At 37.8% G+C, this 19,409-nt stretch carries 16 protein-coding genes; 3 read left to right on the plus strand and 13 right to left on the minus strand.

All coding sequences use genetic code 11. The features are described from left to right. From GQ593_RS13850 to GQ593_RS10155, 13 genes are all read right to left on the minus strand, one after another. The coding region (locus tag GQ593_RS13850; RefSeq protein WP_237397737.1) for a hypothetical protein at positions 1-200 on the minus strand (200 nt) is incomplete at its 3' end. 2 nt (positions 201-202) lie between these two features. Next, positions 203-631 carry a hypothetical protein gene (locus GQ593_RS13855; RefSeq protein ID WP_237397741.1) on the minus strand — a complete coding sequence of 143 codons (429 nt, stop codon included), beginning with the start codon at positions 629-631 and terminating at the stop codon, positions 203-205. 118 nt (positions 632-749) lie between these two features. Then, positions 750-1,553, minus strand: coding sequence for an RHS repeat domain-containing protein (locus tag GQ593_RS14000; RefSeq protein WP_272914608.1), 804 nt, complete (start codon positions 1,551-1,553; stop codon positions 750-752). Positions 1,554-1,864: 311 nt separating this feature from the next. Continuing rightward, entirely contained in the window at positions 1,865-2,446 is a 582-nt protein-coding gene (locus GQ593_RS10110; RefSeq protein WP_160431906.1) for a hypothetical protein, read from the minus strand. A 54-nt stretch (positions 2,447-2,500) separates the two neighbouring features. Continuing rightward, positions 2,501-2,968, minus strand: a complete 468-nt coding sequence (locus tag GQ593_RS10115) for an AHH domain-containing protein (RefSeq protein ID WP_442903608.1) — start codon at positions 2,966-2,968, stop codon at positions 2,501-2,503. Between the two features lie 37 nt (positions 2,969-3,005). Continuing rightward, positions 3,006-3,809: an RHS repeat domain-containing protein gene (locus tag GQ593_RS14005; RefSeq protein WP_160431907.1), complete on the minus strand. Its 804-nt coding sequence runs from the start codon at positions 3,807-3,809 to the stop codon at positions 3,006-3,008. Between the two features lie 311 nt (positions 3,810-4,120). Continuing rightward, positions 4,121-4,702, minus strand: coding sequence for a hypothetical protein (locus GQ593_RS10125; RefSeq protein WP_160431908.1), 582 nt, complete (start codon positions 4,700-4,702; stop codon positions 4,121-4,123). A gap of 53 nt (positions 4,703-4,755) precedes the next feature. Continuing rightward, positions 4,756-5,142 (minus strand): AHH domain-containing protein, encoded by a 387-nt coding sequence (locus GQ593_RS10130; protein ID WP_160431909.1) that lies wholly within the window; start codon positions 5,140-5,142, stop codon positions 4,756-4,758. A gap of 396 nt (positions 5,143-5,538) precedes the next feature. Further along, positions 5,539-6,120: a hypothetical protein gene (locus GQ593_RS10135; RefSeq protein WP_160431910.1), complete on the minus strand. Its 582-nt coding sequence runs from the start codon at positions 6,118-6,120 to the stop codon at positions 5,539-5,541. 54 nt (positions 6,121-6,174) lie between these two features. Continuing rightward, positions 6,175-6,561 carry an AHH domain-containing protein gene (locus GQ593_RS10140; RefSeq protein ID WP_202115453.1) on the minus strand — a complete coding sequence of 129 codons (387 nt, stop codon included), beginning with the start codon at positions 6,559-6,561 and terminating at the stop codon, positions 6,175-6,177. A gap of 418 nt (positions 6,562-6,979) precedes the next feature. Further along, on the minus strand, positions 6,980-7,750 hold the full coding sequence (locus GQ593_RS10145) for a hypothetical protein (RefSeq protein WP_160431911.1): 771 nt from the start codon (positions 7,748-7,750) through the stop codon (positions 6,980-6,982). A gap of 2 nt (positions 7,751-7,752) precedes the next feature. Continuing rightward, on the minus strand, positions 7,753-12,753 hold the full coding sequence (locus GQ593_RS10150) for an RHS repeat-associated core domain-containing protein (protein ID WP_160431912.1): 5,001 nt from the start codon (positions 12,751-12,753) through the stop codon (positions 7,753-7,755). Positions 12,754-12,761: 8 nt separating this feature from the next. Beyond that, positions 12,762-13,550 (minus strand): DUF4123 domain-containing protein, encoded by a 789-nt coding sequence (locus GQ593_RS10155; RefSeq protein WP_160431913.1) that lies wholly within the window; start codon positions 13,548-13,550, stop codon positions 12,762-12,764. A 656-nt stretch (positions 13,551-14,206) separates the two neighbouring features. Between GQ593_RS10155 and GQ593_RS10160 the strand changes: the two genes are divergently transcribed. The 3 genes from GQ593_RS10160 (at position 14,207) to tssI (ending at position 19,377) form a co-directional block, all read left to right on the plus strand. After that, positions 14,207-14,971, plus strand: a complete 765-nt coding sequence (locus GQ593_RS10160) for a hypothetical protein (protein WP_160431914.1) — start codon at positions 14,207-14,209, stop codon at positions 14,969-14,971. Between the two features lie 164 nt (positions 14,972-15,135). Next, positions 15,136-16,902 carry a type VI secretion system baseplate subunit TssF gene (gene tssF / locus GQ593_RS10165; RefSeq protein WP_160431915.1) on the plus strand — a complete coding sequence of 589 codons (1,767 nt, stop codon included), beginning with the start codon at positions 15,136-15,138 and terminating at the stop codon, positions 16,900-16,902. Between the two features lie 9 nt (positions 16,903-16,911). Further along, entirely contained in the window at positions 16,912-19,377 is a 2,466-nt protein-coding gene (tssI, locus tag GQ593_RS10170; protein ID WP_160431916.1) for a type VI secretion system tip protein TssI/VgrG, read from the plus strand. Positions 19,378-19,409: the final 32 nt, after the last annotated feature.

The raw sequence follows: 19,409 nt of genomic DNA on the forward strand, positions 1-19,409 counted from the left end.
TGTAGATTTATTTTACGTTTTAATCCCTTTAGAGAAATATTAACTTGTTTAAAATCACTACAGGTCTTCCTTATTATCGGCTTAATATAACTAGTATCTGTAATAGGAGCATTTAATGCCAAAAATAGTGTTTCAGCAAACTCTAAAGCAATATTCTGTGAGATATTTTCTGTATTATATAAAACAATGCCACTGTACATAGCTAATTTCCTTCTTTTATACTCTTAATCAATAAGTCTAATTGGTGTTTCATATCTCTCGCATTATATGGATGCTCAAATGAAAAAATAGCTTCCTCTCTATAGATCCCTAATATCTCCATAGCCTCTTTATTACGGGTAAACAAAAAATCAAAATCTGTCATATCAGATTTAGAGGCTATCTCTATCGCATGCACTTTCCCATTTTTATCGATAGCCATAACATCAGGTCTGCGTGTAGATTTACTTTCACCTAGAGCAAGGTTATATGAGCGGTTTAAATAGATTTCTTTGAACTGACCAGACATAGCCAGTTTATTAGCGATGGCCTCTGAAAACTGGTCATGCCCCGGTGTTCCATCAACTTGCCCTTTTCCATATATTTTTGTTCCATTCACTTCTCGGACAGGGCAATTTTTTGCCAACCCCAACGGGTCAATCCAAGCCAGTGGATTAGGAACGTAGCTATAGGCGTTTTCGCCGCCGGCAAGTCCTATGGGGTCTTGGCTAATGTAGCGGGCGGTGTAGGGGTCGTAATAGCGGTAGCGATTATAGTGTAGTCCTGATTATTCGTATCATCCTGATACTCACCCTTGCAGGGCCAATGCTAACGCATTGTTCAAATTTGTTCCAGACAAATTTGTCTTCGTCAAAATACTGCCCTTGAAAGCGCAGGTTTTGTGGGACGGTGCGGTATTCTATCGCAAGGTTGCCATAGGATTTGTAAACGCCACTCCAAACTATGTCACCATTTGCGGTCATTAGCTCTTGTGGGGTGCCGAGTTGGTCGTTGAGGTAGTAGTAGATTTGTCCACCACGTCCTCGCCCCACTAGCTGCGCCATTGGTCTAAAGCCGGTGCTGCTGGGTTCGTAGATGTAGCTTAGGCAGCGGTAGTTTTGGGCTTTAGTGTGTTCATTGCGGATAACTTCTGTACTAAAGTCGGCATCATCTGCATGGCATTCGGTAATGAGCTTATCGCCCAGCCAGAAGAATAGCGTTTTATCACCGGTTTGCATGTCGGTTTTGCTGATTCGTCGACCAAAGGCGTCATACTCATAACAGTGCACCGTTTCAACGGTTTGATGAAAGTCTTTATCGTACTCGTCCCAGTAGTGGCGGATTTTTTTAAATTCAATAAGCCGATGTTGACCATCCCATTTAAATTGATGCTCGGTATGTTGCCGTTTACCGCGTAATTCACGAATAACATTGCCGTATTCGTCGTACTGATAATGCCGGTCACCTTGAATTAGCAGGCGGTTAGCTTTGAGTTTGTTGTGGGTTTGTGGTGATTTTGGGTTACCATTGTTTTTTGGGGCAGGTGATGCGTGTTTTAATTCATCAAGTGGCATTTCACTGCCCAGTAAGTTATCAGCCCCGTCAAAATAAAAGTGTTAAAGTTGAAATTTATGTCAAAAACTTTCAGGTAACTATGCGTTTTAGTATAAAATTGTTTTTTAGTTGGGTTGAGTTTTCGGTTTTTTAATGCTAAATAAATAGCAAAAACAGCCTTTGGGTATGCTAAAAGTTATTGTATTTTTTATAACAATTATTCAAAAAATATTGATTTTATTTGTTTTTTAAAGAGCGATAAAATAACAAAATAAAAAAGGAAACTCCTCGCTGTTTTAAAACGGGGATTTATATAATTAAGCAATCTAAACTATGATGTTTCAGCTACAAGGTGGTCTGGAAACGTAAACGCTAATAATCCTGCCTCTTCAACCCGTTGTTTAAACTTTTCTGTCACAAAAACTCGGCCGATATCTTCTTCTATAGTAAATAAATATTCATCGGTGATATTATCAGCGATTAAAACTACATGCTCTATCATTAAACCATTGGGCCATTGTTTATAAATTGATTTTTCTTTATCAAAGCAACCTTTTAATACGTTTGTCGGAAAGTAGCCCCAAAACTTCTTCCTTTTACTTGCTGTAATAATCGGTAAAACTTGCCCTCGAGGAAGAAAAATATCACTTAATGCCTCTAAAGCCCTTTCACTTAACACATAAAAAGGCGCTGTAAAGCCACTGATATCTAACTGATAATTCTTTTTTCCATAATAATTACGATACAGCTCCATAGTCACAGGTTGGTATTCCTCGCCAAACGGTTGCCAATGATGATAAAGTGCCCTATCCATTGCTCTTCCTGCAATATCTTCCTGTCCCTTAGGACAATTTTCAATAAAATAACTATAGTTCGATAAATCTGATTTTAACCTATAAATTTTCGGTTTCATTAGTGTTTCTCCAATTTAATTAACTCACTTATGATAAAATGCAATAACAAGCGCTTATAATTGTTGCAATATCGTTTTCCAATTTGCGTTACGGTCAGCGTTTGATAAAATATTTGCAATGTTTTTTAATTCAGCTTCGATTGCCTCTTTGGTACCTATTTTATCCGCCATCCTAAGTCTGTCATTAACCGCATCAATATAGGCATCTGGATGACGACCGTTATGCATTATTCCTGGCAGGTTAGAGGTGTTTTTATTTGTTGGCAAAAATACGCCATTCATAGCACCGTTAATATCAATACCATATTTTTCTAAAATTTTTCGTGCTGGCTCTGCGTTTTTCGCACCTTCGGCCACAATATGATGAGCAGCGGTGTTTTCTGGACGGAATACGCCCGCTTTTTCTAATGCCTCGCCTAATTGACAACTGGTTAACCCCAACGGGTCAATCCAAGCCAGTGGGTTAGGAACGTAGCGATAGGCGTTTTCACCGCCGGCAAGTCCTATGGGGTCTTGGCTGATGTAGCGGGCGGTGTAGGGGTCGTAATAGCGGTAGCGATTATAGTGTAGTCCTGATTATTCGTATCATCCTGATACTCACCCTTGCAGGGCCAATGCTAACGCATTGTTCAAATTTGTTCCAGACAAATTTGTCCTCGTCAAAATACTGTCCTTGAAAGCGCAGGTTTTGCGGGACGGTGCGGTATTCTATTGCAAGGTTGCCATAGGATTTGTAAACGCCACTCCAAACTATATCACCATTTGCGGTCATTAGCTCTTGTGGGGTGCCGAGTTGGTCGTTGAGGTAGTAGTAGATTTGTCCACCACGTCCTCGCCCCACTAGCTGCGCCATTGGTCTAAAGCCGGTGCTGCTTGGTTCGTAGATGTAGCTTAGGCAGCGGTAGTTTTGGGCTTTAGTGTGTTCATTGCGGATAACTTCTGGACTAAAGTCGGCATCATCTGCATGGCATTCGGTAATGAGCTTATCGCCCAGCCAGAAGAATAGCGTTTTATCACCGGTTTGCATGTCGGTTTTGCTGATTCGTCGACCAAAGGCGTCATACTCATAACAGTGCACCGTTTCAACGGTTTGATGAAAGTCTTTATCGTACTCGTCCCAGTAGTGGCGGATTTTTTTAAATTCAATAAGCCGATGTTGCCCATCCCATTTAAATTGATGCTCGGTATGTTGCCGTTTACCGCGTAATTCACGAATCACATTGCCGTATTCGTCGTACTGATAATGCCGGTCACCTTGAATTAGCAGGCGGTTAGCTTTGAGTTTGTTGTGGGTTTGTGGTGATTTTGGGTTACCATTGTTTTTTGGGGCAGGTGATGCGTGTTTTAATTCATCAAGTGGCATTTCACTGCCCAGTAAGTTATCAGCTCCGTCAAAATAAAAGTGTTAAAGTTGAAATTTATGTCAAAAACTTTCAGGTAACTATGCGTTTTAGTATAAAATTGTTTTTTAGTTGGGTTGAGTTTTTGGTTTTTTAATGCTAAATAAATAGCAAAAACAGCCTTTGGGTATGCTAAAAGGTATTGTGTTTTTTATAACAATTATTCAAAAAATATTGATTTTATTTGTTTTTTAAAGAGCGATAAAATAACAAAATAAAAAAGGAAACTCCTCGCTGTTTTAAAACGGGGATTTATATAATTAAGCAATCTAAACTATGATGTTTCAGCCACAAGGTGGTCTGGAAACGTAAACGCTAATAATCCTGCCTCTTCAACCCGTTGTTTAAACTTTTCTGTCACAAAAACATACATAAAATCCTCTTCAATAGTAAATAAATATTCATCGGTAATATTATCAGCGATTAATACTACGTGGTCTATTTTTAAAGCTTTTGGTGCTTGTATATAAATTGATTTTTCTTTATCAAAGCAACCTTTTAATACGTTTGTCGGAAAGTAGCCCCAGAATTTCTTTCTTTTACTTGCTGTAATAATCGGTAAAACTTGCCCTCGAGGAAGAAAAATATCACTTAATGCCTCTAAAGCCCTTTCACTTAACACATAAAAAGGCGCTGTAAAGCCACTGATATCTAATTGATAATTCTTTCTACCATAATCATTAGCACATAGCTCCATAGTCACAGGTTGATATTCCTCGCCAAACGGTTGCCAATGATGATAAAGTGCCCTATCCATTGCTCTTCCCTGCATATCTTCTTGTCCCTTAGGACAATTTTCAATAAATAAACTATAGTCCGACACATTTGATTTTAACCTATAGATTTTCGGTTTCATTAGTGTTTCTCCAATTTAATTAACTCACTTATGATTAAATGTAATAATAAGACTTATGTTTTTTTCAAAATCGTTTTCCAATTTGCGTTACGGTCAGCGTTTGATAAAATATTTGCGATGTTTTTTAATTCAGCTTCGATTGCCTCTTTAGTACCTATTTTATCCGCCATCTTAAGTCTGTCATTAACCGCATCAATATAGGCATTAGGATGACGACCATTATGCATTATTCCTGGCAAGTTAGATGTGTTTTTATTTGTTGGCAAAAATACGCCATTCATAGCACCGTTAATATCAATACCATATTTTTCTAAAATTTTTCGTGCTGGCTCTGCGTTTTTCGCGCCTTCGGCCACAATATGATGAGCAGCGGTGTTTTCTGGACGGAATACGCCCGCTTTTTCTAATGCCTCGCCTAATTGACAACTGGTTAACCCCAACGGGTCAATCCAAGCCAGTGGATTAGGAACGTAGCAGTAGGCGTTTTCGCCACCGGCAAGTCCTATTTACTGCCCTTGAAAGGGTAAGTTTTGCCAGACGGTGCGGTATTCGATAGCTAAATCACAATCGGATTTAAAATTTCTGTCAAAAACTTTCAGGTAACTATGCGTTTTAGTATAAAGTTGTTTTTTAGTTGGGTTGAGTTTTCGGTTTTTTAATGCTAAATAAATAGCAAAAACAGCCTTTGGGGATGCTAAAAGTTATTGTATTTTTTATAACAATTATTCAAAAAATATTGATTTTATTTGTTTTTTAAAGAGCGATAAAATAACAAAATAAAAAAGGAAACTCCTCGCTGTTTTAAAACGGGGATTTATATAATTAAGCAATCTAAACTATGATGTTTCAGCCACAAGGTGGTCTGGAAAAGTAAACGCTAATAATCCTGCCTCTTCAACCCGCTGTTTAAACTTTTCTGTCACAAAAACTCGACGGATATCTTCTTCTATAGTAAATAAATATTCATCGGTAATATTATCAGCGATTAATACTACATGCTCTATCATTAAACCATTGGGCCATTGTTTATAAATTGATTTTTCTTTATCAAAGCAACCTTTTAAAACATTTGTCGGAAAGTAGCCCCAGAATTTCTTTCTTTTACTTGCTGTAATAATCGGTAAAACTTGCCCTCGAGGAAGAAAAATATCACTTAATGCCTCTAAAGCCCTTTCACTTAACACATAAAAAGGTGCTGTAAAGCCACTGATATCTAACTGATAATTCTTTTTTCCATAATAATTACGATACAGCTCCATAGTCACAGGTTGGTATTCCTCACCAAACGGTTGCCAATGATGATAAAGTGCCCTATCCATTGCTCTTCCCTGCATATCTTCTTGTCCCTTAGGGCAATTTTCAATAAAATAACTATAGTCAGACAAGTCTGAATTCAATAAATAAATCTTTGTTTTCATTGTTTTTTCTCAGTTTTAATTAACTCACTTATGATTAAATGCAATAACAAGCGCTTATAATTGTTGCAATATCGTTTTCCAATTTGCGTTACGGTCAGCGTTTGATAAAATATTTGCGATGTTTTTTAATTCAGCCTCGATTGCTTCTTTGGTGCCTATTTTATCTGCATTTCTAAGTCGCTTATTGACTTCATCAATATAGGCATCTGGATGACGACCGTTATGCATTATTCCTGGCAAGTTAGAGGTGTTTTTATTTGTTGGCAAAAATACGCCATTCATAGCACCGTTAATATCAATACCATATTTTTCTAAAATTTTTCGTGCTGGCTCTGCGTTTTTCGCGCCTTCGGCCACAATATGATGAGCAGCGGTGTTTTCTGGACGGAATACGCCCGCTTTTTCTAATGCCTCGCCTAATTGACAACTGGTTAACCCCAATGGGTCAATCCAAGCCAGTGGGTCGGGAACGTAGCTATAGGCGTTTTCGCCACCGGCAAGTCCTATTTACTGCCCTTGAAAGGGTAAGTTTTGCCAGACGGTGCGGTATTCGATAGCTAAATCACAATCGGATTTAAAATTTATGTCAAAAACTTTCAGGTAACTATGCGTTTTAGTATAAAATTGTTTTTTAGTTGGGTTGAGTTTTCGGCTTTTCTTAGTGCTAAATAAATAGCAAAAACAGCCTTTGGGTATGCTAAAAGGTATTGTATTTTTTATAACAATTATTCAAAAAATATTGATTTTATTTGTTTTTTAAAGAGCGATAAAATAACAAAATAAAAAAGGAAACTCCTCGCTGTTTTAAAGCAAGGATCTGTATAATCAAGGTTGTTTATTAGTCGCCAATTATTCTATTTTAAGGTAACCTGCGTTTGGGCTTTTCAGGCTCTGGCGTTGGTAATTTCCATGATATTAATAAACCTAATTTGCCAAGAAAATTGTTGATATTATCAAGCTCGTTCTCGGCAACTTGCCATAACCATAATTTATCACTTAATTCTTCAAGTGTACCATGGCTTGTATCACTTAATATCCAATCTTTCAACGTGGTATTATCTACACACATGTCTAAATGATGATGATTAATAATATTAGCGGTATAAATCATTCTTAGTCGCTTATTATCATCTAATTTTTTTTCGTCAAAATGATATTTTTCGTAAGGATATATTGTGGCAAAGTTGAATCCTCCGGCATATTCAGTTGCATTATTTGTACTCTTACATCCTGAATATTTTATGCCATAAGAAAAATAGTTTTGACGTGCAAAGTTCTTTATCAACTCCAAAACAAGACCATCGTGATCAAATTTATTATCGTATAAAATATAAATATTATTAGTTCTGCCAAATTTATCAGTGTTATAAACAAATTGGAGGCGACATATATTGTCTAATTCATTCAATGAATCAAAAGCTATAACCTCTTCTAGATTTATTTTACGCTTTAATCCCTTTAGGGATATATTAACAAATTTAAAATCACGATCGTCATTCTTAGCTATCGCCTTAACATAACGAGCCTCTGTAATAGGGGCATTTAATGCCGAAAATAGTGTTTCAGCAAACTCTAACGCAATATTCTGTGAGATATTTTCTGTATTATATAAAACAATGCCACTGTACATAGCTAATTTCCTTCTTTTATACTCTTAATCAATAAGTCTAATCGGTGTTTCATATCTCTCGCATTATATGGATGCTCAAATAGAGAAATAGCTTCTTTTCTATAGATCCCTAATTTCTCCATAGCCTCTTCGTTACGCCTAGTTAACCACTCTAAATCATTTTTATCTGTTTTAGAGGCTATCTCTATCGCATGCACTTTCCCATTTTTATCAATAGCCATAACATCAGGTCTGCGTGTAGATTTACTTTCACCTAGAGCAAGGTTATATGAGCGGTTTAAATAGATTTCTTTGAACTGACCAGACATAGCTAGTTTATTAGCGATGGCCTCTGAAAACTGGTCATGCCCCGGTGTTCCATCAACTTGCCCTTTTCCATATATTTTTGTTCCATTCACTTCTCGGACAGGGCAATTTTTTGCCAACCCCAATGGATCAATCCAAGCCAGTGGATTAGGAACGTAGCTATAGGCGTTTTCGCCGCCGGCAAGGCCTATGGGGTCTTGGCTGATGTAGCGGGCGGTGTAGGGGTCGTAATAGCGGTAGCGATTATAGTGTAGTCCTGACTCCTCGTCAAAATACTGCCCTTGAAAGCGCAGGTTTTGTGGGACGGTGCGGTATTCTATTGCAAGGTTGCCATAGGATTTGTAAACGCCACTCCAAACTATATCACCATTTGCGGTCATTAGCTCTTGTGGGGTGCCGAGTTGGTCGTTGAGGTAGTAGTAGATTTGTCCACCACGTCCTCGCCCCACTAGCTGCGCCATTGGTCTAAAGCCGGTGCTGCTGGGTTCGTAGATGTAGCTTAGGCAGCGGTAGTTTTGGGCTTTAGTGTGTTCATTGCGGATAACTTCTGTACTAAAGTCGGCATCATCTGCATGGCATTCGGTAATAAGCTTATCGCCCAGCCAGAAGAATAGCGTTTTATCACCGGTTTGCATGTCGGTTTTGCTGATTCGGCGACCAAAGGCGTCATACTCATAACAGTGCACCGTTTCAACGGTTTGATGAAAGTCTTTATCGTACTCGTCCCAGTAGTGGCGGATTTTTTTAAATTCAATCAGCCGATGTTGCCCATCCCATTTAAATTGATGCTCGGTATGTTGCCGTTTACCGCGTAATTCACGAATCACATTGCCGTATTCGTCGTACTGATAATGTCGGTCACCTTGAATTAGCAGGCGGTTAGCTTTGAGTTTGTTGTGGGTTTGTGGTGATTTTGGGTTACCATTGTTTTTTGGGGCAGGTGATGCGTGTTTTAATTCATCAAGTGGCATTTCACTGCCCAGTAAGTTATCAGCTCCGTCAAAATAAAAGTGCTCATGATAGCCTTTGTAGCTTAGCTCATCCGGTAACTGCCCTTGGCTATAGGGTTGGTGGCTGGCGCTACTGAGTCGGCTTTTTAAGTCGTGGGTAAAGGTTTTTAGTCCTTTGTAGTTGTCGGTCATTTGGGTGAGTTCGCCGGCAACATTATATTGGTAATGGCGTTCAATCGGTTTGTTGAGGCTGTCTTTGACCTTGACTTTTTGATTAAGCAATCGACCACGATTATCAAATTGTTGATGGCAATTGAGTTCACCAAATCGCCCCATGCTACGGGCGATTTCATTGCCTTCTTGCCAGCGGTGCGTCGATAGTGTTTGACCGTTTAGGTCGATTTGGCTCACTTCATCACCACGATAATAGTGGGTTAAGATATTGCCATCAGGCATGCGCATTCTAAATAAGCGTCCTGCTTGGTCATAATCAAAATATTGACTACTAAAGCCTTGGTGTTCTTGCGTGATGCGTCCACATTTATCGTATTGCCATACCAGTGGCCATTTGCCATCATCCACTTCATTGAGTCGACCAAATCCATCATAGCGGTAGGTTATCTTTTGACCATCAGGCAATAGGCGTGCTGTTACACGTCCGCAATGGTCACGTTCGTAGGTGGTGATTAAAGCGGTCTCTTCTCGCCGACTTTCTCCGTATTCTGTTCGTTTGATTATCTGGTCATTAGCGTCATAGTCCCAAACAATGTAGCGTCCATCAAATAGTTTTTCTGTTTTTACTTTGCCACTTGGTGTGTAATCAATATGATAGTGGTCGCCATTGGCGTTAATAATGTCGCTAATTTCACCATGTACATTGTTATATAAGTATTCGCTATAGCTGTTATCGGGATAGCGAATGCGTTTAATCAGCATGGTGTTGTCATGATATTCGTAGTGGGTTTCACGCTGCTTTTCGTCAACTTCTTTCGTTATGCCACCATATGGGTTATAGCTAAATTTGCGTGAGCTACCATCTGGCCAGCGTACGGCAGCTAGCCGTCCTGCATCATCCCAAACCAACCGAGTTGCCGGTAGCGGGTCAGTCTGTTTTTCATGCCCATATTGTTGCGGATTGGTGGTACTTTCAAACACCAGTTTACCCATGGCATTGTAACGGTAATAGGTGATTTCACCACTGCGACTTTGGTATTCAAGCAGTTGCCCCAGTGCGTTGATGGTATAGCGTTCGCAGGTCTCATCGCCATAGCGGATGGCACTTAATACGCCTCCCTCCGTCCACTGATAGTGCAGCTGTTCTTGCATGGGGTTGATATAGCACAGCAGTTGCCCGTCAATATCATATTCCCATTTTTCTTTGCTTTTTTCAAAACCGTCGGCACTGTACTCAATGCGCTCCATTAATAAGCCACGATTAAAGCGTTGCCATAAGCGCCGGCCATCGGGATAGGTGACTGATACGCAATTTAGCTCACCGTCATAACTATAGTTGGTGGTATTGCCCAGTGGATCGGTTTCGGCTAACAGTTCCCCTTCTTGACCATAGTGACGTTCAATCGTAGCGCCGCTCGGTGATATATGTTTTACTTGTCGGGCGGATTGTTTATCATGTACCCATATCTCTTTTGAGCCATCGGCATAAATCGCTGTGGATGTGCCTGCGACATCATCCCACTCATAGCGTATTTCTGTATTAGGGATATTACTCCAGTGACGCAGTGCGCGCACCGCTTTGCCTGTGCCTTGCCATTGCCAATAAAATTCTGCCCCACCGGCTAAACGGCGTTGGCTAAAGACATAATCGTCACGATACGTATAACGTTCTGCTTCGTTAGCGGGATTGATAGCTTCGCTCAGTTGCCCGCGTTCATCATAGGTGTAACGGATAATCGGCTCTGGTGCTGTACCCTTTAGGGTAATATGCCGTTTTAAGCGGATTTCGGCTAAGCGGTGACCTTGCTCGGTGGCAATATAATCAAACAGTAAACTCGCACCTGCGGGGTTTTCTAGCCTTATTGGCAGGTCGGTTTTATCGTCATAATGAAGATGGAGATGTTGCTTTTTCTGAGAAAAGCCGGTTATTTTACCGCTATTATCCGCTAAACGGTTAACATGCATTACCCAACCGTTTAAACTGGCAGAGGTAAATAAGTATTCCTGCTCTTGTTCACCTAACCAGACGGCGGTTTTTGCCATTAAATTAGCCGATAAGGAAATCGCTTTGTCGGGCATGGGTAAGGTAATGATAAGATTTTGATGGTCAACCCATTTAATGGTTTCGTCTTTATCGTTAAAGGTAAATTGATGTTGTAATGAGTGGCTCCAGCCATAACCAAATACTGAACTGATTTCGACTGCGGTGGTGCGATATTGTCGTTGGAACGTGAAAGGATAAACGCCTAATAAAGTCGCATCATCAAGTAATAATAGTTCCTCACCGGTGACCATGGAGATAGGGCAACCAGTTGTTGAGCATTTTTGGGTCGATTGCGAAGCGGTGTCGTTATGGGTGCGTCCTGATGAGGTTTCGGTTTTGTGTTTAAGTTCTAGATATGTTTTTTGTTCTGCTGCTAGCCTGTTCTCTTTATTCATTTGGGTCATTAAAAAGTTTTTCATTTTGTGCACTGATTCAGACACTATCTTGAAAAATTCTTTGATTAGTTCAGCGAGGGAATTTAAAATATTTTTTAAAACATCCCAGATTTTTTTTACTAATCCAGACGCTTTTTTTGCAATTGGGGCTAAGCGATAAGCCATATAAGCCGAGCCCACGGGGCCGGCAATTAATGTGAGTAAAGAGCCAAATAATAAACCGCGAAGAATATCCCCCAATATGTTTCCGCCAAGCGAAACCAGCTCCGGTAAGATATTACCCCATGGATACATCTTGATATTTAATAATGCGGCGTTAGCAATTAAGTAAATCGCACTTTCATCACTAAAAAATGCCGCTAAATGCAGTGCAAAATCTTTGCTTTGTTCGAGTGATGCCTGAATATCAATTTCAGGTATGTTGCCTATAATGTCGTATATTTTTGCTGCGCCAGCATAAATCATTTTCCCATATTTTACGGGGTCGGTAATGACGTTATAAGCCAGTTTGATGTCATCCCAGATACTAATAAAGCCATCAAATAAGCCTTTGAAGAATTTTTTTATCAGTTTAGCAACATCAATATCTTTTTCCCATTGGGGTTTATATTTTTCCCAAGATGCATTTAAATGGGTGTACATCTTTAACATTAATTCATCATAAGCTTTGAATAGCTTTTTGTTATTTTCCTCTAAGTTGTTATCGATTGCTTCGGCAAAATAGGATTCATTTAACTTTAAATCGGTAAATACGGCGCGTCCTTCTGGGTCGGTTTTTTTGCTACTGACATTTTTACTTCTTCCCCATGAGTGATATTCAAATAATTTAATTAAAACATCGGGGATGGGTAAATCCAGTATGGATTCGTGCTTAAGTATAACTTCTATTTGTCTGTTTTGTGGGCAGGTAATTGTGACGGTTTCGATGCTTTCTTGTTCGTAGTTGGCTGTTTTATCGTTATTATTAATTGACAGCACCCGGTCCATTTCAAAGGTAGGCCCCCCAAGAAAGTCAGACGATTTATTAAATGCACGAACGCGCCAGTCTTCAAGCACTTTTTTGTACTCTTCGGTAAGTAGTGCTTTTCGTTTAAATAAATCTAAATCTTGTTCAATTGATTCAATGTATCCCATAACATTCCTTATTTATTGCTAAAAAAGTCAGCATCAAACACTTCGAATGGATTGGTTGCTAATTGCAACTCTTTTTGTAACGCTAACACTAATTGCTGTGTCATTTGGCTATCTGCTGTTTTTGATTGGTACTTAGCGGCTAAGTGTACGATTTTTTGTTTGATGACAGTCTCGGGAAAGGCGTCATACAGGGGTAAATTATTTTCTTGTAACCATAACAACATATTACTGATTAACGGTGTCAATGTGGTTTGCACAATTGTGTCAATCAGTGGCTGTGGCACCTGCCACCAAGGTGATGTTTGTACCGCTTGTTCAAGTGGCACATGCACCACATGCGATTGGTGATTAATCCAATAAAAGGCAAAGGCAGGCAGCACGTCTTGCCAGCTATCGGTAAAGTAATCAAGCATTATTGACAGGTACTCACCATCCCAATAGCGGAAAAACACTGTTTCGCCACCCGGCATTATGGCTTGGGTTAGGCTACGTAAATGGGCACAGATGACCTCGAAGGGTAAATGAGAGCGCGCCAGCCAACCCCAGTCTTTGTACTCGGTGTTGTTTACCCAATCTAAAAAAGGGCTGTGCTCATCAAGTCTAACGAGCATGGGCATCACTGAAAACCAGTGTTCGTAAGGGGTGCCGGTATAAAGACCATAAGGCGTTTGCGAGCCATCGGTAATATAGTAGTTTTTAACAGCTTGCGCGTCACTGACGTTAGAGAGCACCGCATATAGTGGCATAGATGAGGTGGCGGTGATGGTGCGCCAGTTAGACAGTGGGAAATCCATCATAATTTGCACCTGCCATTAAACGATAAATTCGGTAATGCAGAACAATCACTCAGCCCTGAAAATAAAAGAAAATAATGATTAATATGTTGATGAATCATTAAAGCAATACGACTAATAACGCGCTCCACCATATCGACCTAAATTCCTTTAGCAAAGTATTAAGAAACTGAAAAATTAATGTATTTGCTTATTTAAAATACGATATTTTTTTTAGTAGGACAATATTTTTTAACAATATTGTTTCAATAATCTGTTTTTATCGGTTACTTTTATATAAATTATTAAGTCTATTAATGCTATTTAATATCGGTGTTTTCGATATATTTTATTAGCTTATGGCTTAAATGATTCAGTTATCGATAATTTTAATATTTATGAACTGTTTAATGAGTTATTTTATTAATCTAGCCAATGATTAATCGTTACAATATGGTGTCTGTGCATTGGTGCTATTTTTGGTTTATTTTTTTAGTGGATATACAATAGTATTTATGCTGAATAAAATTTATTCTTTGTTGTTATAAATCGAACAAAATTAATAATGGATTTTTATGGCAATGTTTGTTTTATTACGTTACGATTATCTTATTTGTGTAATAGAATGTAAAATATTCTGAAAATTTTTGCCATCTATTCAAATAAGGACAAATAATATCATGCAAAAAACAGCCCAATTAGTTAATGTTATAATTATTTTATTTTTAACCATTTTTTTGGTGAATTGTTCATCCTCTCAAACGTTAAAAAATCCGGCCTATAGCGCTGCAAAAGTGGCTAAAGTACAGTTAACAGATAAAGATATTTTTGATGAGGAGTTGGATAAAGAGATTACCGATTATGATATTCAAGAGGCTGCTTATTTGGCTAAAAAAGGATTTCATGTTCCTCTTAATTCTTCAATTATTCTTGTGCAGTCTGGAGAGAGTGTTCCTGATGCCGCTATGCAGTCAGAAATGGCAAAGTACTATCAGGTTTCGGTTTATAATGGTTTTCCAAAAGTAAAAACATTATCAAACCGTCGCAAAAGTAAAGATAAAGATACAGATCATGTCATTCATAATAATTATATGAAACAATTGCGTCTTATCGCGGCTAAAGGTGGTCAACGCACTATTGTTGTTTATTGGGGCTCACTTGAAAATGGTGTTCTTGACGAAAAAACAAATATTGTAAATTGGCATGTGTATCATGGTGGTAAACTACCGAGTAATACCAAATCATTACGTTATTTACTAAAATTTACATTAGTTGATGTTGTAACTGGCAATTGGTCAACATACTCACCTATCAATATTGAGGTAGATTATATCTTACCTAAGTCACGTAATAATGTAACGGATGTTGCGCAAATTGATCAACTTATCCATAAAGCATATGCTAATGCAGCCTTATTGTTAGCTGAAAAGTATAAAGGTAAATAAATAAAATAACTTGCTTTAAATCAAGCGACTATTTGTTTTTTGTAATATGATTAGTTGCGGTTTTATGTTAACATCGGTGATATGATGATATGTAAATAACATTTAAAGATGTTAACTGTATTCGAAACGTCTTAGTCAATCTAAGTCAAAGGAGTTTGAAGGGAATGGAGTTAAAAGATTTTTATCAAGATGAAATTTCATACATTAAACTATTAGCTCGTGATATTGCTGAAAAACATCCTGAATTAGATGCGTTTTTTTCAGCGTCAACTGATGATGCTGATGTTGAACGAATATTAGAAGGTAATTCTCTTTTAATTGCTCGTTTGCGTCAGAAAATTGATGATGCTTTTCCTGAAATAACGCATGCACTACTAGATGAAGTTTGGTCAACACCAATTAATCCGATTCCTGCAACAACGATTTTTGAGTTTACTCCCGAAAGAAATGGTGAAATAATTTATATCCCCCCCGAAATGCATGTACAAAGTTCAAAAAATCCGGGAACTGAAGACCATTATATTTTTCAAACAAGACGAGAAGTTAGAATATTACCACTACAAATCATCAATCGTAAAATTGTACATAGTAATGAAGGCTCCCAGCTTACTTTAACGTTTGAATGGTATGGTAATTCCAAACAAATCGATTGGGAGTTTACATTATTACCGCTATTTTTAGGGGAAAATAAACAGACAGCTGGATTATTATTGTTGTGGTTTTCACACTATTTAAAAAATATCCAAATTAGAGTGGCAGGAGAGGAATATTCGTGTTCCAACAAATTGGTTAATATCAAAACCCCTACGGCAGAAAATTTACTTTTGCCATGTAATGGTTCTCCTTATTGGCGTTTGCAGTTATTACAAGAATACTTTTATACCGACCATGTTAATGATTTTATTGAATTTGATATTAGCTATATAAAACCATATATTCGTCAAGGTGAGAATACCCATTTTGAGGTGGTTTTTAATTTTAACCAAGCATTTCCTTTCGACAATCTTATTGATGAGCAGGTGTTTCGTTTATATTGTGTACCTGGAATTAATAAATTTTTGACGGTAAGCCATCCAATTTCATTTGATAGTGCGAAGAAAACCCCAACGGGGTTTATGATTAAGCCAAATAATCCATTGCATGAAATTTATCGTATACAAAGAGTCTATTCGCCTGATGAGGCGCATCGATTAGGTCGTGGCGGTTTTATTGAATATAAGCCGATTACTAAGTTTTCTCCAACACGGTATACATTTAATGAAACTGATATTTTTTATAAAATAGATCGAGAACATGATGTTATTGGTAATGTTATCCATAAACTCTCTTTTTTTGATCATAAAGGTGAACCCACTGATGTGACCAATATAAATTATTTTATTTGTGAGCTTGAGTGTATTAATCGTCAAGAAGTGAAAGGGCTGAACATAAATGAAATTTCAACATCTACAGGTGATGTACCGAGCGGTATTGCGTTTACCAATATTACTAAAGTCAGTAAACCTTTTCCTGCGATAATATCAAGCCATGTCCATTGGCCATTAATTTCACATTTATCATTAAGCCCAATTTTTTTAAATGATATTAATGTTATTCGTCAAGTAGTACAAGATTTTGATATTCATAGTAAGTCTAATCGACCTGCTCATAATCGTTTAAAACAATTTTTACTAGGTATAGAAAATGTGATAAGTCATCCTGTTGATAGGCTTGTTAATGGATTACCGTTAAGAGGTGTTCAACTAGAATTTTATTTAAATCCTGATTTTTACCCAGATAAAGGAGAAATGTTTAGGTTAGGCGTGTTACTAGGGAATTTTTTTGCTTATTGTATTACCAATAATAGTTTTTTATTAACTAAAATAATCAATACACAAACTAAAGAGTGTTGGATATTACCCCAAATTAGTGGCAGTAAAGAACAAATATAGGAATTAGCTATGAACAATAATGGGCTTCATTTTACGTGTAAAGTTGGTGAACTTTCTGATGATACTTTTTCGGTGTATAAATTTACCCATGAAGAGGCGTTATCTGAGCTATTTACCCTTATTCTATATGTTGCAACCAAAGAGCCATTGCCCGATCTGAGTAGTTTAATTTTGCAGCAGGTAACATTTAAGGTTAATGCAAGTGGTGAAGAACAACGAACCATTTCTGGCTTGATAGAGACTATTGAACAGGGGAAGTCAGGGTTCAAACGTACCCATTATAAAATTGTTGTGCGACCTTCTGCATGGTTACTTACGCTACGCAAAGATAGCCGTATTTTTCATTTTAAAAGCATCCCTGAAATTATAGAAAGCATGTTTTTATACCATAATATTCAATTTGATAGTCAACTTAATGATGAGCATTTAATTAGGGAATATGTAACACAAAAACGAGAAACAGATTATCAATTTTTTAAACGTATTGCAGCAGAAGAAGGGATAACTTTTTGGTTTGAGCAAATCGATGATAAAAATCAGCAAATTTTCTATTCAGATAGTCGGCTAGGGCAAAAATCAGGTGCCAGTTTGATCTATAATACGCACCCACAAACAGCCGAAACGGGTGATTTGATGAGTGATTTAACCTTTTCGGTAACCATGAAGCCTAATATGGCGATTCATAAAGATAGAAATTACACCAACCCCGCTTATGAATTAATGCATCAATCGTCAACTCAACAAGGTAATGAGCATTTTACTTTTTTTGAAAGTTATGGACGCTTTGAAAATGATAAGCCAGGAAAAACCTTTACACAATATCGTTTAGAGGCACTACAGGCTGAATCTGAATTAGGTTGTGCGACAACAAATTGTATAAAATTAATGCCAGGGACATTTTTTACGTTAACCGAACATTCAGATAATAAATTAAACGCAAAATGGCAGGTTGTTAGGGTTAATCATCAAGGTTATTGCCCTCAGGCATTAGAGGAAGAAGCCGATAGTGGTGCAACTGTTGTTAGTAATCACGTTGAATTTATTTCAGCTGAAAAAGAGTGGCGACCTACTTATATTCATAAACCGGTTCCTGATGCCAACGAAATAGCCGAAGTCGTTGGTCCTGCTGGCGAAGAAATACATACGAATGAATATGGTTGTGTTAAGGTTCATTTTCACTGGAATCGTTATGATCCCGCCGATGATAAAGCTTCTGCTTGGGTAAGAACGGCTAATCAATGGGCTGGTAATGGCTTTGGTAGTGTCACTTTACCTCGTATAGGTCAAGAAGTGATGATTACCTATATTGATGGTGATATTGATCGTCCTATTATTAGTGGTCGACATTATAATGCTCTTAATAAACCGCCTTATGAATTACCTGCTCATAAAACCAAAATGGTATGGCGTTCTAAGTCGCATAAAGCAGAAGGTTATAACGAGCTTTCATTTGAAGATGAAAGTGGGCAAGAAGAGATCTTCATTCATGGTCAGAAAGATTTTAATGCCCTTATCAATAATGATATAACATGGGATATTCGTCACGATCATAAAAGTAAGATAGCCAATAATAGTACTGTTGAGATCATTGGTAATAGTGATGTTTCAGTAAAGGGTGAAACTCGTATAAAACGAGAGGCTAGTAAATCCGAAAAGATTGGTAATGAATTTCATCTTAAAGTGGGTTCCGATTATGTAATTAATTCGGGTAGCGAAATTTCAGCTAAGGCGAACTCAAAAATTACATTAGATGCTGGGACAGAACTAACCATTAAAGCTGGTGGGCAATTTATCGTATTAAAACCATCAGGTATATTTACTTCTTCTCCGTTTAATATTGGCGCTGGCTCCCCAGGTAAAGGCAAACAACTTAATTTAAAAATCCCTGGATTTATTGCAGCGTTAGTCGCTCCGAGCCTCGTTCAGCAAGAGACAATTAAGAAAAACGCACCTTTTTGTGAAGAGTGTGAAAAGTGTAAACAAGGTCAATGTGATATAGGTGCAATACAATCAGATGGATCTGATAATTTCGCTAAAGTACAAAATATAATATCGGGTGGCGGTTTTGCTGGCGGTATGAGTAACCCAAATATGTTAATGAATGGCGGGTTTGCTGGCGGTATGAGTAATCCAAATATGTTAATGAATGGTGGGTTTGCTGGCGGTATAAGTAATCTAAATATGTTAATGAATGGTGGATTTGCTGGTGGTGTAATGCCAAATATGGATATATTTGGCGGGACATCAATACTAAATAATATGGTCGATAAACTTGGATTTAATAATCAGTTTCAATTTTTATCAGGAGCATTTGATGGAGCATCACTGCTTAGTAATAACATAAAAAATGTTGAACAAATGCTTAAAATGCCACAAGGTATCAATGGAGCTGCTAATAATATGCTTGATAATATATCTGCCCCAATGGGGTCACCTGGAATTAATTATGATAATATGATAAAAAAAACGTTCTAATATGATCGATATGTACAAAATTTTACTAAACA

This window comes from Gilliamella sp. Pas-s25, assembly GCF_009795885.1.
GTDB lineage: Bacteria > Pseudomonadota > Gammaproteobacteria > Enterobacterales > Orbaceae > Gilliamella.

Bases quoted from the DNA above. Each gene is read 5' to 3' on its own strand.
- GQ593_RS14000 (WP_272914608.1), bottom strand. From the start codon at position 1,553: ATGCCACTTGATGAATTAAAACACGCATCACCTGCCCCAAAAAACAAT.
- GQ593_RS10110 (WP_160431906.1), bottom strand. From the start codon at position 2,446: ATGAAACCGAAAATTTATAGGTTAAAATCAGATTTATCGAACTATAGT.
- GQ593_RS14005 (WP_160431907.1), bottom strand. From the start codon at position 3,809: ATGCCACTTGATGAATTAAAACACGCATCACCTGCCCCAAAAAACAAT.
- GQ593_RS10125 (WP_160431908.1), bottom strand. From the start codon at position 4,702: ATGAAACCGAAAATCTATAGGTTAAAATCAAATGTGTCGGACTATAGT.
- GQ593_RS10135 (WP_160431910.1), bottom strand. From the start codon at position 6,120: ATGAAAACAAAGATTTATTTATTGAATTCAGACTTGTCTGACTATAGT.
- GQ593_RS10145 (WP_160431911.1), bottom strand. From the start codon at position 7,750: ATGTACAGTGGCATTGTTTTATATAATACAGAAAATATCTCACAGAAT.
- GQ593_RS10150 (WP_160431912.1), bottom strand. From the start codon at position 12,753: ATGGGATACATTGAATCAATTGAACAAGATTTAGATTTATTTAAACGA.
- GQ593_RS10155 (WP_160431913.1), bottom strand. From the start codon at position 13,550: ATGATGGATTTCCCACTGTCTAACTGGCGCACCATCACCGCCACCTCA.
- GQ593_RS10160 (WP_160431914.1), top strand. From the start codon at position 14,207: ATGCAAAAAACAGCCCAATTAGTTAATGTTATAATTATTTTATTTTTA.
- tssF (WP_160431915.1), top strand. From the start codon at position 15,136: ATGGAGTTAAAAGATTTTTATCAAGATGAAATTTCATACATTAAACTA.
- tssI (WP_160431916.1), top strand. From the start codon at position 16,912: ATGAACAATAATGGGCTTCATTTTACGTGTAAAGTTGGTGAACTTTCT.